This is a genomic window from Alkalihalobacillus pseudalcaliphilus (assembly GCF_028610675.1).
In the GTDB taxonomy this organism is placed as follows: Bacteria; Bacillota; Bacilli; order Bacillales; family Bacillaceae_D; genus Alkalihalobacillus; species Alkalihalobacillus pseudalcaliphilus.
On record NZ_JAQQWS010000020.1, the window covers coordinates 25,279 to 39,854 of the forward strand.

A 14,576-nucleotide genomic window follows, 5' to 3' on the forward strand; every position below is an offset into this window, starting at 1 on the left:
GGCAGCGACGAATTACGCTCCATGTTCGCATTAACTTTCATGTAAAACCACATAGCAAAGCCCCGTTCACTTTGCCACCAACAAAGAAAAGACTGGTGTTTAATTCCTTGACTGGTGGAACTTCATTCAATTTGACTCTGTTTTATTTTTGGGTTCTTCATTCATTTATTTTGTATGAGAAACGCACGAGCTAAGAGGTCTGCACCAACCCAAGCGGAGGGAATGAGGTGGCCGACTCCTGCAGGAGGAGAGGGCAGGCTGAGCTAACCGGCGGAAAGTGTGCCCCCCATTCGCGGAGCGATTATCGAAGGTGAGCATATCGCCTTTAGTTAACTTTTATATAAAAAGATATAGAATTATTAGACATTTTTGTATATGATGAAAGAATCATATACACTTTTGTCTTATACATTGACACTAAGGAGGGCTTTTCTTGAAAACAGCTTTTCAATTATCCAATTTACTCCTACCTCTGCAAGAGAACCTATCCGTACAAAATATGAAAATTGTATCTGCAGATGATGATCTATTATCCTTGCAACAATTAGATTTCAACCAAGATTTATTAATAGAAGGAAAAGACGGTCAACCAATTGGCTGGATCCCTATCAACCAATTCATGAAAGAACTCTTTCATTACTCTAAACAACTAAGAGCCCATTACGACACTCTCCTACTTAATGTCGAAGACGCCATCGCCATTACGGATCGTGAAGGCTTGGTCACAGCCTGGAATCAAGTCGCTGAAGACATGTACCACGTATCACCTGAGCAAATTATCGATCAGCCGATAACCGATTTCTTTGATAAAGAAGCCTTAATTTTACTGGCTACTATGGAGAATAAAGTTGGAATCAGACAACAATATAATCAGCCGCGCCATCACGTACATGTCCTTATTAACAGTGCCCCTATTTTAGTAGACGGAGAGGTAGTCGGAGGCATCTCCATCGAAAGGGACATCACTGAAATGGTCAAATTAAATGAGCATCTCTCTGAAACAACGGCCTATTTGCACGACTTAGAACAAAATGTAAACGGTTCAACTGAACAAGCCTTCCAAAAAATAAAAGGACGTAGTGCTAATCTTCAAGAAGCAATCGATCTAGCAAAAAAAGTCGCCAAAACTGATGCACCTGTCTTAATTACCGGGGAAAGTGGTGTCGGTAAAGAGCTATTCGCAGAAGGTATTCATCATGCGAGTAAACGAACGGATAAGCCTTTTATTGCGATTAACTGTGGAGCCATTCCTAATGCTTTATTTGAGAGCGAGCTATTCGGCTACGATAAAGGAGCTTTTACTGGCGCGGTACGCGGTGGCAAAAAAGGAAAGTTCGATTTAGCTAAAGGAGGAACGCTCTTTTTAGATGAAGTCGGGGAAATGCCACTGGAATTACAAGTCAAGTTACTAAGGGTCATTCAAGAGAAACAATATTATCGTGTCGGCGGAACTGAATCTATTCCTTTTGATGTTCGTATCATAAGTGCAACGAACCGCAATATCGAGCAGATGGTTCAGGATGGTTTGTTTAGAGAGGATTTATACTATCGTCTCAATGTTATCTCCATCCAAATACCTTCATTGCGCGAGAGGTTAGAGGATGTCCCGGCACTCGTTCAACTTTTTCTAAAAGAGTTTTCCTTTAAGTATTCCATACCCGCTCCACAAATCGACTCCGAAGTGATGTATGCGTTCATGCAACATAACTGGCAAGGAAATATAAGACAATTACGCAATACGGTTGAAAGACTTGTGATTTTAGGTAGTGATACGGATAAAATTGAAGCTAAGCATTTACCAGCACATTTTCTGGAAAAGAACTTTGTTCCAACCAATCAGCCAGGGCAACCACCAGCGACAGTTGAAGCCGAGGAAAGACACCATACTCAATTAACAAAAGAACAATTACTAAAAGCTTTAGAAAAAACATATGGAAACCGCTCTGCTGCTGCGAAATTATTAGGTATCTCACGAGCCACCTTATATAATAAAATGAAAAAATTCCAATTAGTTACCTACAAATAAGCCATAACGCCACATAATGATAGTTCCATTTAGATGACTTATACAAAAATGTCTAAAGATTTACACTAATGTATAAACCTAGTCACTAAGCTCATAAGCATAGAGTAAAGATAAATAGTGTTAGTATAAGATAAACCGGCTAATAAGGCTGTACCAAAAAAGTTGGCACGGATATTGCAATAATATTTAATGTTGAAAAGATGAGTTCAATTAATCTTCCAAAATAAGAATGAAGAAGGGATGATTCACATGACTTGGGAATACAAACATGAACCATTTACTGATTTTAGCGATCATAATGAACAAACAGCTTTTAAAGAGGCCTTAGCATTAGTCAAAAAAGAATTAGGTAAAGAATATCCAATCGTTGTTGGTGGCAAGAAAATCTTTACTGATGATAAAATCACTTCAGAAAACCCAGCGAACCACTCAGAGGTCGTCGGTTATGTATCAAAAGCTTCTCGCGACCACGCCGAGCAAGCACATGAAGCGGCTCAAGAGGCATTCAAATCTTGGAAGACATGGAAAGCAGAAGAACGTGCTGCGATTTTATTCAGAGCAGCGGGTATTATTCGTAAAAGGAAACATGAATTTTCTGCATACCTCGTATACGAAGCTGGGAAGCCTTGGAAAGAGGCAGACGCTGATACTGCAGAAGGAATCGATTTCTTAGAATACTATGGTCGCCAAATGTTAGAACTAAAAGACGGCGTAAAAATTAACAGCCGTGAATTCATTGAGCATAATACTTACAATTACATTCCATTAGGTGTTGGTGTGACAATTTCGCCTTGGAATTTCGCATTCGCTATTATGGCAGGAACAACAGTCGCTCCAGTTGTTGCAGGTAACACCGTGTTATTAAAACCAGCTAGTACAACACCAGTAATCGCTTATAAGTTTATGGAAGTTCTTGAAGAAGCCGGTCTTCCAGCTGGCGTTGTTAACTTCATCCCAGGTAGCGGTTCAGAAATCGGCGATTATTTAGTTGACCACCCGAAAACAGCATTTGTCAACTTTACCGGTTCTAAAGAAGTTGGCGTTCGCATTTATGAGCGTGCCGCTAAAGTACACCCTGGACAAAAATGGTTCAAACGTGTCGCTATTGAAATGGGTGGTAAAGATACGATTATCGTTGATAGTGATAGCAATATCGACATCGCTGTTCAATCGATCGTTCAATCAGCCTTTGGTTTCTCTGGACAAAAATGTTCTGCTTGCTCAAGAGCCGTCATCCACGAGGATGTGTATGATGAAGTATTAGAAAAGGTTGTCGCAGAAACTGAGAAACTAACAGTCGGTAACCCTGTTGATCAAGCGAACTATATGGGACCTGTGAACGACCAAGCTGCCTTTGACAAGGTGAAGCAATATTTTGAAATCGGCTCTTCTGAAGGTCGCTTAATGACTGGCGGAACTGCCGATAATAGCGAAGGTTACTTCCTACGCCCTACTGTTTTTGCAGATGTAGCACCGAACGCTCGTCTTATGCAAGAAGAAATATTCGGTCCAGTTGTTGCGTTTTCTAAAGCGAAAGATTTTGATGAGTTGTTAGAAATCGCTAATAACACGGAGTATGGTTTAACTGGCGCTGTAATTTCTAATAATCGTCGTCACTTAGAAAGAGCGCGCCATGAGTTCCACGTCGGTAACCTCTACTTCAACCGTACGTGTACAGGAGCAATTGTTGGGTATCAACCATTTGGAGGCTTCAATATGTCAGGTACTGATTCTAAAGCCGGCGGACCAGATTACTTAACATTATTTATGCAGCCTAAGACTGTTTCGGATGCACATTAATAGCTAGTAATAAATGAAAAACTCTCATTAACCATATTGGTTTTGAGAGTTTTTTGTATGGAAGTTGATTAATGCTAGTATGCGGAGTTCTACTCTTCACTCCCAAAAATCACGCTACGCGACAATCACGTGGTGCCGCCATTACTTAACTGATTGAACTAATACAACAATTGATGTATGTTGGAATCAATAAAAAAATTATTCCATCCAAGAAACTTTAGAAATTTTGCAGCGAAATAAAATCACAACGAATATTGAATCCGTTCCCGTTGGCTTAGACTGAGGAAGTTGCAAGGCATACCTCCCGAATCAAGAAGAAAAGGATAAATTATTTATCCTTTAATTGAATATGTAAGAAATAACCGTACCTTTGTGTAAGTCGCAGAGATTAGTAAACAGGAGGGTTAAATATGATAATGAATTTTGAACAGATTGACCAATTCAAGAAAGAACTCGATCATTACAGACCACTTCCTCCAGAGGTAGTCAAAAATCTAAAGGCGTTTTACCTAGTAGATTGGACATATCATTCAAATGCGATAGAAGGGAACACACTTTCTTTACTAGAAACGAAAGTCGTCATTGAAAAGGGGCTCACAATCGGTGGGAAAAAGCTCGAAGAACACTTTGAAGTAATGAACCATACCGAGGCCATTCACTTTATCGAAGAACAGGTTCAAAATCAGACACCATTAACTGAAAGAACCGTAAAAGATGTTCATCATCTTATTCTTAAAAATATTGATGACCGTAATGCGGGGAGATACCGTAGTGTTAACGTTAGAATTTCTGGAAGTGAACACACACCGCCACATTTTCTACAATTAGATGAAGAGATGAGAAAATTACTCTCCTGGTATGATAGTAATAAAACAGAACTTCATCCTGTTCAATTAGCAGCACTTTTTCACTTTAAATTTGTTTATATTCATCCTTTTTCTGATGGAAATGGCCGTACTGCAAGATTACTAATGAACCTTATCCTGATGGGACATGGATATCCACCTGCCATTGTGAAGGCAGAAGATAATCAAAGACTTGAGTACTACAATACTCTAGAACTTGCCAGCGTCCAAAATCAACTCGTACCATTTATTGAACTAATCGCGGAGTGCGTAAAAGATAGCCTTCATAATTATATTAGTATGATTAAGTAATGGTAAAAAAGAAAACAAGCTCTTAAATACTAAGCATTAGTATTAAAGCTTGTTTTTTTAATCGATGAATTAGAGAGAAGGATTTAGCATCCATTAATCACTTTCAGGCAAAGCCTTTGTTACTAGGTACTCACAGCACTGATAGGGATAGCTTTTTTATTTGTTGGCTTTTCATTCACTTTGATTTTTGTTCATTCAATTTAATGAATGTTTTAAGATTATTTTTTGAACTAGAGAATTTAGGGTAACCCAGCGGACGGAAACATGCGGAGACTCCTGCTGGACGTAGTGGCGGGCTGAAATCCACTGGTTATGCCAGTTAGTTCAGCACCACCCTGAAGGACGGACAGCATCGAACCTGTTCTTATTCTTCATAACAACTAAATAAAAGCATGATCAGTATTGATCACACTTCCTTAACATGATATATTTATATAGATACGCACAAAAATAAAAACGGGACGTACTTATCCTATAATAATTATATCCTAAACTCTGTGCTGATGTCAAGCTTGTAAATTAACTTTTTTTAAAGGGGTGTTTGCTTTGGAATTAGAAATTCAACAGGAGCAGAAACGATTGGAATTGGTATTGGACGTAATCGAAGCAGAAACAAAAAAGTTAAGTAATGAAACGGCAAAGCGTAAAAATGAGGTCGTTCAAACGCGCAAACATTTTTGGGATGAAGTGAAGGTCAATACCGATACATTTGATGATTATCTTGAAACAATTATTGGTTTACGTCAGGAAGCTCAAGCTCTATCTGTAAGCCAAAGTACACACCAGCACACTTCAAAACGTTTATCGACCTTACATCGCATGGAGCAAGTACCCTATTTTGGACGCATTGACTTCACTGAGGAAGGAAGTCACCATTCTGAGCCTATATATATCGGCCTCTCCTCCCTTACCGATAAAAGTGGAGAAGAGTTTCTCATTTACGACTGGCGTGCCCCGATTTCTAGTGTCTATTATGACTTCCAGCCCGGCCCTGCTCAATATGAAACACCAAGCGGGCGCATGAATGGCCAGCTAGAGAACAAGTTTCAGTACTTAGTTCGTAAAGGCAAAATCGAGTCGATGTTTGATACCAGCCTTACAATCGGTGATGAAATATTACAACAAGTCCTCGGACAAAGCACGAATAAGCATATGCAAAGTATCGTTGCCACGATCCAACAAGAGCAAAATCGCATTATCCGTCATGACAAAGGACGCCTGCTAATCGTACATGGTGCTGCTGGAAGTGGGAAAACATCGGCAGCCTTACAACGAATTGCTTATCTACTTTATAAATACCGCGAACAAATTAACGCTGATCAAATTATACTTTTCTCACCCAATACGATGTTTAGTAGTTATGTTTCAAATGTTTTACCTGAACTTGGCGAAGAAAATATGCAACAAGTCACTTTCCAACAATATTTACAATATCGACTTGGAGACCTATTTCAAGTTGAGAACCCTTATGAACAACTTGAATATGTTCTAACAGCAACCAAAAACCGTTTGTATCATTCAAGGATCGCAAGTATTCGTTTCAAAGCATCCACTGAATTTTTTAAGGCCATGCAATCCTATCGCCAATCTTTAGCAGTAGATGGCATGATTTTTACCGACATTCCATTTCGCGGACAAACAATTATTACCGCCGAGAAGTTGACCAAGCGTTTTTACTCCATAGATTCATCTCTTAGCTTTCATAATCGCCTTGAGAAACTACGTGATTGGTTATTAAAAGAATTATCATCATTCCATAAAAGGGAGCGTGGAAAGCCTTGGGTCCAAGAAGAAATTGAGCTACTGAGTAATGAGCAATACCATAAGGCGAGAATTTTTTTAGCGAAAAAACGTGGTTACGAAAGGGCAGATATTTCAGATTATGAGGTAGAACCCGAAGCACTTGCCCACCTCATTGTTCGCAAAAAAATAAAGCCATTGCGAGAATACGTACAATCCTATCAGTTTGTTGATTTTAAAGCGATTTATCAACAGCTTTTCTCAATTTCAACTCCTATTCACCAATGGTTAACATCAGAAAAACCATCTTTATGGGAAGCTATATGTGAGACAACTTCACAAGCACTTAAAGAAAATATACTATACTATGAAGATGCTACTCCCTTTTTATTATTAAAAGAGATGATTCAAGGCTTCCAAACAAACCGTTCAATCAAACAAATCGTTATTGATGAGGCACAGGATTACTCTCCATTTCAATTCGAATTTTTAAAACGATTGTTTCCTGTGGCAAGAATGACCGTCTTAGGTGATTTTAATCAGGCAATCTTTGCCCATGCCCATGAGCAGGATAACTTTAACACACTTACAAGCCTTTATGGTGCTGAACAAACTGAAATGATTGAATTAACGAGAAGTTACCGTTCAACAAAACCCATTATTGACTTTACAAGCAGGCTTGTTGCCAATGGACAAAACATCGTTCCTTTTAATCGTGATGGAGTTAAACCCCAGCTTACTTTCATATCTAGTAGAGACGAGTTACATCAAGCGATAACCGCTCAAGTAACCGAGTGGCAAGAACAAGGCTATCAAAGCATTGCGATTGTTTGTAAGTCTGCGGCAGAGAGCTTCGCAGCCTTTTCTTCTCTCTCTGATATTAATGACTTGAAGCTATTAAAGAGTACCTCGCTTGAATATGAGCAAGGGGTTGTCGTGGTCCCTTCTTATGTATCAAAGGGAATTGAATTTGATGCAGTGATTATTTATGATGCTTCAGCAGACGTTTACGAAGAGGAGAGCTTGCGTAGAATTTTTTATACGGTTTGTACGAGAGCGATGCATCAATTACAGCTCTTTAGTATTGGGAGGCCGACGAGCTTTTTAGATCATCCATTAATTAATGAGATGATTGAGGCAAAACATTTACATCGGTGATTTTTTTGAGACACTTCTGATTGCCTACCGGCTTTTCGGAGGTGTTTTTCCTTTGTGTAAGGTTAGTTTTGTGTGGAGCCCTGCTCGTCGTTCCCTAAGATCATGCTGTGTGTCCTGCGAAGTTGTTTTCCTTAATCGTCACTCAATTCATAGTCATTTAATGAAATCAAATAAATAATCTGATATGCCGCTCCATTTGAATGAAAGAGCAGGAACACCCCCAGCAAAGAAGCCACCCAATTAGGTGGCTTCAACTCTTACTCTTCCATCTCATCATGTAAGCCACGTTCTCCGCTCCAACCTTCTGGCCATTCACCACCTGATTGATAAATATCTGTTGCATCTTCAACCCAATACGTATACATGAATCTAGGCTCGTTATCAAAAACAACTTGAATATGATAAGGGTTTGTGTGAGTGTAGCCTTCCTCACGATGAGGTACTCGTTTGAACTCCCATGTTTCACCTGGGTAATTCTTTTCTAAATACCCATCAAGTAACTCGATCTTTTTCTCAACCTGATAATCAATCCAATAAGGATGTACGAATGAAAAGCCTACTGCCATAATGAAAACCAAACCGGTTATAGCAAATCCGTATTTCCACCACAAACGCTTTAAGAAGAAAGTGACAAGTAATACAATCCCCATTAATACCCAGACGAGTGACCACCAAATAATCTGTAACGGCTCCATGAGGACACTTCCCCCCTTTTATGTGTCGATTATTTCTGTTCGAGCACTTTATAGATTCTCTCCAAGGCCCAATCAAGCTCTTCCTTGGTAATGACTAATGGTGGGGCAAAGCGAATCACTTTTTCATGAGTTTCTTTACATAACAAACCAAGTACTTTTAATTGCTCACAATAAGGGCGAGCAGACTCTGTTAATTCAACACCAATAAATAGGCCTTTACCACGCACCTCTTTAATAAGTGGGTTATTGATTTTTATTAATTGTTCTTTTAAATATTGTCCTAATTCCAGTGAACGAGATACTAGATCCCCTTCCTCCATCACCTCTAACGCAGCTAAAGAAACCGCGCAAGCGAGTGGGTTACCACCAAAAGTCGAACCGTGGGAACCAGGCTCAAATACGCCTAAAATATCTTTGTTTGCTGCGACGACTGAGATCGGAAAAACACCTCCGCCTAACGCTTTTCCAAGGATATACATATCAGGTACAACCTCTTCCCAATCACAAGCGAAAAGTTTACCTGTCCTTCCTAATCCTACTTGTATCTCATCGGCAATAAATAAAACCTCGTTGCTTTGACAAAGTTCCTTGGCTTCCTTTAAAAATCCTTCTGGTGGCACAATAATACCTGCCTCACCTTGGATGGGCTCAAGTAAAAAAGCAGCTGTATTCTCCGTGATTGCCCCTTCCAACGCTTTGATATCACCATATGGAATCACTTTAATTCCTGGTAACATTGGACCAAATCCACGCTTATATTCCTCGTTGGAAGATAAGGACACCGCCGTCATCGTACGACCGTGAAAATTTTCTTCACATACAATGATTTCAGCCTCGTTTTCCGTTACACCTTTAACATCATACGCCCATCTTCTTGCTGCCTTAACAGCTGTTTCAACTGCCTCAGCACCCGTATTCATCGGCAAAACCATCTCTTTTTTCGTTAAATGAGCGACCTTTTCATAAAAGAAACCTAACTGATCATTATGGAAAGCCCTTGAGGTTAGCGTCACCTTTTCAGCCTGGGCTTTCAATGCCTCTATGATTTTAGGATGGCAATGACCTTGGTTCACAGCAGAATATGCACTTAACATATCAAGATAGCGATTTCCCTCTGGATCTTGCACCCAAACCCCCTTCGCTTCGGAAATAACGACCGGTAATGGATGATAATTGTGAGCCCCATATTTCTCCGTTTGTTTTAGAATATCAACTGTTGACATCGGAAAACCTCCTAGCCATATTTTATGAATCTACCTCTAAATCAGATGTAGCTATTCTCTCTACACTTTATTTATTCCATGAAATCATCGTTTTTCCTTCTCATTCTACGTATAAACATATTAAGCTCACATTAATTGACCTAGCTGAAAAATATAACTGAAATAAATGCTAAATCACTTCTTTCTGTGGTTCAGAACGTATTAGTCGACTGGAAGAAAACCTAATTATAAAGCTAATCACAATCATAAAAATAAAAAAGTAAAGTGCGTACAGTTTTATGAAGCTACTTGTCATATATATAACCGTATAAATAAAAGGTGATAGGACAGCCAAATAATTAATTACAAGATAAAACCAATTTTTCTTAATGAACAGATTCATCCCCAAAAGCTTCGTTGCTGTGTAATCCAAGCTCCATACTAAAGCCAATAAAAACAAATGATACTCCGGGAAATTGAAGATTGTTAGTAGTAAAAATACAACAGTTAGAACACAACCAACTAATATATCTTTTCTCAAATAAATAACCTCCTTTTATTGTTCAAAATCGAAATACCCTAAATAGTGCAATGCAACTCATAGTAACAACTTATCGTTGCCCTTTCTTCATTCCTTTTTGACTGGTGATACTTTGTTAATTTTATTTTTACTTCTTACTTTGGTCACTTTTCATTACTTTACTTTTATATGAAACTGCGAACATTGAACGTTACTCGTCGCTACCGAAAATTATGCTTCGCGTCCTGCGGGGTGGTGCTGAACTAACTGGCACAGCCAGTGGATTTCAGCCCACCACTACGTCCCGCGGGAGTCTCCGCATATTTTCGTCCGCTGGGTACTGCTCATTCTCAAGTACAAATAACATCCATTAAAATATCAAATTAGTGGCGACTTCTTAAACAGTTAGCCGGTTTACAACTCCATCACCCCATTAGGAGTCGCACGAACAAAAGGGAGCAGTATCCTGTTAAGGTCATTTATCGCAAGATGGATGACGAGCTAACTTCAAGGCACAACCTCTCGCCCCTAAGTACACTTTCATGCAAAACTCTCCCCATTAAAATAACAACAACGCCAGATAAATCACAAAAGTAACCGTTAAACTACTTAACAAAGTAGAATACAAAACGATTTGTGCATGTAGCTCTGGAGCGACATCATATTCAAGTGCCAACGTTGCTGTATTTCTTGAAGTAGGAAAAGAACTCGCAATCAATAACGACTGTGCCATCACACCATCTATTTGCAAAAGATAAATTACACCCACAGCGACAAGTGGACCCACTAGTAACCTTCCGATTAGTGCCAAAGTTATCACACGGTGAAATACGCGAATTTGAATGTTAGCCAGTTGAGCTCCAAGTAAAAGTAAAGCAACAGCAACAAACCCATTGGCCAGATGTTCAATTGGAAAAAGAAGAAACGAAGGCAGTGATAGATCAAAGATTTGAAAGAATAAGCCCAAGACTAGTGCATAAATGAGCGGCAGCTTTAAAAAGGATTTCATAATTTCCAGAAAGGACTTTGTCGTCGATAATAAATTGTATAGACCATACGTATATGTCAGCATATTTTGAAAAATCAGCACAAAAATTTGGATCGAGACACCAAGTGGATTAGCACTAAAAATGAGTTGGCTCACTGGCAAACCATAATTACCTGAATTCATGAGGGATATACTATTTTTTAAAGCGGCTTCTTCATGATCCTGTACACTAAATACCTTACCGATTATATACGTAATAAAAATCATCGCTATAGTAAAAATCAGCAAATACATAAGTAATTGAGCCAGCAATGAGAAGTCAATATGTACTTGATATATATTTAGGAATACAGCTGCTGGCATAAAACAATGAACCAACCATTTAGAGATGGGCGCTAGTTGAAATTGATACTTTTTTTGTATCACTAAACCAAGTGCCATTAAAATTAGTATAGGCAAAATAACATCTAGAAAAATAATCGTGACCCTCTTTACTCCTATCCTGTTGCATAATAAGATTCGTACTTCCTATTTTACTTCTTAGATCACGATTTGAATAATCGAAATTTGTAATGAAATCCAATAAGAGTAGCTTATATCGAATAGAGTTAGCTCCTTTTTATTCTTTTGATGATAACCAAATTGTGCGGATCTTACCCTCAACAAACCAAAAGGTTAAACTAATTTTCTCTCGTCTGTCCCTGTAAACCATCGCTTCTCCTAAACCCATTTCCTGATACGTATAATAATGTCGACCATATCGCTCTTCGACATCTTCAACAGAATCTCCACTACCTACACCACGTTTTGTTACATAATTAGCGTTACCCATAGAGATAGATTGAATGACACCAGTTACTTCCGTAGAAATAAACAATAAATCATTTTGATAGTAGTAGCCATTATCCACCTCTCGTTTGGAGTAGCGACCCAACTCTGCAATTATTTCTTCATTTAATTGCTTGTTAATCTCAAATGGTCCAATCGCTTCTCCACTGAGGTCGGTTGACAGTATCAGGAATGGCCGAAACATATAAATGGCTAAACAAGCGAATAACATCAAAAAATAGAGCAAACCTATTCTTTTATTTTGAACAGAAATTGCTATTCCAATAAATATAACAACAAGTAATAAGAGTGCAATTAATAATAGCATCTATTCACCATCCTAATTGAAGAATTATGAATAGGATACTACTATTTTTATCGTTTTTCAATAATTAAAAATTGATAAACAGACATTTTAATTAAATAAGACCTTTGCCCACTCTATTACTTGATAGAGGATAAAGGAAAAGTATACTAAATAGCTAGTTATCCCCACATACCTAATTAATTGATTTTCTGCTCTTTCTACATTGGACATTGCAATTAGGACAAGAGATAAAAAGATCAAGAAAAAGAACTCATGAATCCTGCCTCATAAGGTCATAGAAAGATTTGACTGAATTTTACTTTTGGCTTTAAAAGAGTGTTGAATGGTATCGTCGAATACTGTCATTTTTTAATTACATTTTTTTCTAATTTAATTATTGACTTTTCCTATTAGTATAGTATGATTTAAGTGAGCATAATGCTCCACTCCTTTTCACAGCATATACGGTTGTGAATCCCCCATTGTTCGCCTCCCTTTAATTGGGGAGGCATTTTTTTAAATACGTACAGTTGCTTCACTTCAAACCTAGCTCTTTGACTATAATAAATGAAACGCTGGACTCACATTCATCCTAGTCCCCTTTTACTTTCTTAGCATCCACACAACAAATGGAATCAGCAATAATGCGAGAGCACCTCCACCTAACGATAAAGTCGCATAGCTGGACTGAGCCACGACCATTCCAGACAATGCACCACCCGTGGCACCCGCTAAAGCAATTAATACATCCACAGAGCCTTGTGTTTTTGCACGTGTCGTTGCAGTCGTCGAATCAACGAGTATCGTCGTTCCACTTATTAAGCCAAAATTCCAACCTAACCCTAATAAAATTAAAGCAATCATTAAATTCAAGAGCGAATCTGCAGGACCGAATGCAGCAAAAAGACCTGCTGCGATCAATGTCACACCAGCAGCAATCGCCATGATTCTGCGTCCAAGTCGATCGACCAATACTCCTGTTACTAAAGAAGGTAAGTACATTGCGGCAACGTGAGCCGCAATGACCATTCCTACCTGATGTAAACCGTGACCATGGTGTCCCATATGAATGGGTGTCATTGTCATCACCGCGACCATAACAATTTGTGTTGAAACCATAATTGCTGCGCCTGCTATTACCCCTCTTTTATCAAAAGCCTCAATCAGTTCCGATTGTACCCCTTTTTTATTCCCTTCTTCTATCGCAATTTGTTGTGCGACAATAAATGGATCGGGTCTTAGAAAAACAAAAATAACAGCACCTGCTAATAGGAAAGCGACAGCCGCAAGTATAAATGGCCCTGCAAGTGCAGGTATACCAAATCGTACTGCTACGCCACCCATTACAGTAACCAAATTCGGACCTGCAACAGCACCAAAAGTAGTAAAAACCATTGCAATACTAACAGCCGTGGCCCGCTGTTTCGGGTACGCTAAATCAGTTCCTGCATAACGTGCTTGCAGATTCGTTGCAGTCCCAGCCCCATACACAAATAAAGAAATAAATAATAACCATACTTGACCCAAAACAGTTGCAGCTACTACCCCAATCGCACCTAAACCTCCAGCAAAAAAGCCTATTGAAAGCCCTAATCTTCGACCGAATTGCTGTGTAAACCTACCAACTAAAAACGCTGTAAGTGCAGATCCTAATGTAAATAAGGCGGTTGGAAGACCTGCATAGGCATGAGAGCCGAGCATTTCTTGGGCAAGTAAAGCACCTACAGTAATTCCTGCCGCTAATCCGGCCCCTCCAAAAATTTGTGACAATACAATAATCCACAGCGTTCTTCTATAGAGCTGTGTTTTTTTCTGAGGTGAGATCGCTGATTCCCACTCTTTTTTATTTACAAGCTGTTCCCCCAATACATTCATCCTTTCCTCAACCACTTGCCCACTTTATTTTATCTGACCATCACTGGATTTCGCTAGGAATAATTATAAATAAGTATTTTACGTATTTGGGTTTACACCGCATTCGGCGCATTTTTTCCACTTGCAACCCCAAGATTCACCGGTCGCTCGGGCTTTCTTCCTCTTTTTTCAGTCAAGTCCTGAATATTGTGTAAATACTCCTCTATAATGTTTCCACTCTCTTTTAGTATGGATTGTGTTGGGGGGGGGGGGGGGGCGGGGGGCGCCCCCCCCCCCCACC

At 39.1% G+C, this 14,576-nt stretch carries 10 protein-coding genes; 4 read left to right on the forward strand and 6 right to left on the reverse strand.

The features are described 5' to 3' along the window. Positions 1-433 precede the first annotated feature (433 nt). The 4 genes from PQ479_RS21000 to helD all read left to right on the forward strand — a co-directional run bounded on the left by PQ479_RS21000 (position 434) and on the right by helD (position 7,881). Positions 434-2,026: a sigma-54 interaction domain-containing protein gene (locus PQ479_RS21000; RefSeq protein WP_047990687.1), complete on the forward strand. Its 1,593-nt coding sequence runs from the start codon at positions 434-436 to the stop codon at positions 2,024-2,026. A 249-nt stretch (positions 2,027-2,275) separates the two neighbouring features. Then, entirely contained in the window at positions 2,276-3,826 is a 1,551-nt protein-coding gene (pruA, locus tag PQ479_RS21005; protein ID WP_047990686.1) for an L-glutamate gamma-semialdehyde dehydrogenase, read from the forward strand. 416 nt (positions 3,827-4,242) lie between these two features. After that, the gene (locus PQ479_RS21010) at positions 4,243-4,983 is read left to right on the forward strand and encodes a Fic family protein (RefSeq protein ID WP_047990715.1); all 741 of its coding nucleotides are present in this window, start codon (positions 4,243-4,245) and stop codon (positions 4,981-4,983) included. Positions 4,984-5,529: 546 nt separating this feature from the next. Beyond that, a complete protein-coding gene (helD, locus tag PQ479_RS21015) occupies positions 5,530-7,881 on the forward strand; it encodes an RNA polymerase recycling motor HelD (RefSeq protein ID WP_047990685.1) in 2,352 nt (783 codons plus the stop codon). 257 nt (positions 7,882-8,138) lie between these two features. Here helD and PQ479_RS21020 read toward each other — a convergent pair whose 3' ends face one another. The 6 genes from PQ479_RS21020 to PQ479_RS21045 form a co-directional block, all read right to left on the reverse strand. Further along, a complete protein-coding gene (locus PQ479_RS21020) occupies positions 8,139-8,576 on the reverse strand; it encodes a hypothetical protein (protein ID WP_047990684.1) in 438 nt (145 codons plus the stop codon). A 29-nt stretch (positions 8,577-8,605) separates the two neighbouring features. Continuing rightward, a complete protein-coding gene (locus PQ479_RS21025) occupies positions 8,606-9,799 on the reverse strand; it encodes an ornithine--oxo-acid transaminase (protein ID WP_047990683.1) in 1,194 nt (397 codons plus the stop codon). A 169-nt stretch (positions 9,800-9,968) separates the two neighbouring features. Further along, positions 9,969-10,319, reverse strand: a complete 351-nt coding sequence (locus PQ479_RS21030; protein ID WP_047990682.1) for a hypothetical protein — start codon at positions 10,317-10,319, stop codon at positions 9,969-9,971. Between the two features lie 538 nt (positions 10,320-10,857). Beyond that, a complete protein-coding gene (locus PQ479_RS21035) occupies positions 10,858-11,766 on the reverse strand; it encodes an AEC family transporter (protein WP_337957133.1) in 909 nt (302 codons plus the stop codon). 139 nt (positions 11,767-11,905) lie between these two features. Beyond that, positions 11,906-12,442 (reverse strand): hypothetical protein, encoded by a 537-nt coding sequence (locus tag PQ479_RS21040; protein WP_047990681.1) that lies wholly within the window; start codon positions 12,440-12,442, stop codon positions 11,906-11,908. A 582-nt stretch (positions 12,443-13,024) separates the two neighbouring features. Then, complete coding sequence (locus PQ479_RS21045) at positions 13,025-14,296, reverse strand: MFS transporter (protein ID WP_047990713.1); 1,272 nt, start codon at positions 14,294-14,296, stop codon at positions 13,025-13,027. Between the last annotated feature and the right edge of the window lie 280 nt (positions 14,297-14,576).